The following is a 616-nucleotide window of genomic DNA, read 5'->3' as shown; positions in this document are numbered from 1 at the left end:
CACGACGCGGCGGGCGCGGTCGCCAGCAGGTCGCCGGCCTCGGCCCACCGGGCCCGCGGCCTGGAGGGTCTCGACGTCGGCGAAGTCGAGCGAGTCGAGCACGACCCGGGCCGAGTGCACCCCGCCGAGCCGTTCACGGGCCAGCTCGTTGGCGATCCGGTAGTACTCGGCCGTCGACTCCCAGCTCATGCCGCCCAGCATCCCGATGGTGCGCATCCGTCCGTCCTCCGTCGTCGTGTCGTGGTCGCGCTCCATCGTCACGGCGGCCCTCACTGCGGCACAATGAGGGAGTTCTTTGCCGAGGCCCTAGTGGCACTTCGGTGTGGAGAGGCTGAGCCGATGCCCCAGGGCCCCGACGTCCCCGTCGACGCGCTCGCGTCGGCCCCCGACCGCGCGATCGACCCGCGCTCCCTGCTGGTGTTCGGCGAGGTCGGTCGCGCCGGGTCGCTCACCGGGGCCGCGAAGGCGCTCGGCTGGGACGCAGGCGGCGGTGAGCCAGCACGTCGCGTCGCTCGAGCGCACGCTGGGCGTGCCGCTGGCCGTCCGTCAGGGCCGGGGCATCGAGATCACCGAGGCCGGACGCGCGCTGCTGCGTCACGCGGACGCCGTCGCCGCT

Annotated in this window: 1 protein-coding gene and 1 pseudogene; one reads left to right on the top strand and one right to left on the bottom strand. The window is 74.4% G+C overall.

Annotated features, from left to right (window positions below; translation table 11 throughout):
* Positions 1-216, bottom strand: a pseudogene (locus AC2W7G_RS18050) (aspartate/glutamate racemase); the annotation flags it as partial.
* A 106-nt stretch (positions 217-322) separates the two neighbouring features.
* On the opposite strand from AC2W7G_RS18050, the gene AC2W7G_RS18045 reads away from it, so the two are divergent.
* A partial coding sequence (locus tag AC2W7G_RS18045) for a LysR family transcriptional regulator (protein ID WP_485869643.1) occupies positions 323-616 on the top strand: 294 nt, incomplete at its 3' end.

The sequence above is a fragment of the Aeromicrobium sp. PFPM2_SD2 genome (assembly GCF_057364525.1).
This window is presented reverse-complemented; position numbering and strand designations above follow the sequence as displayed.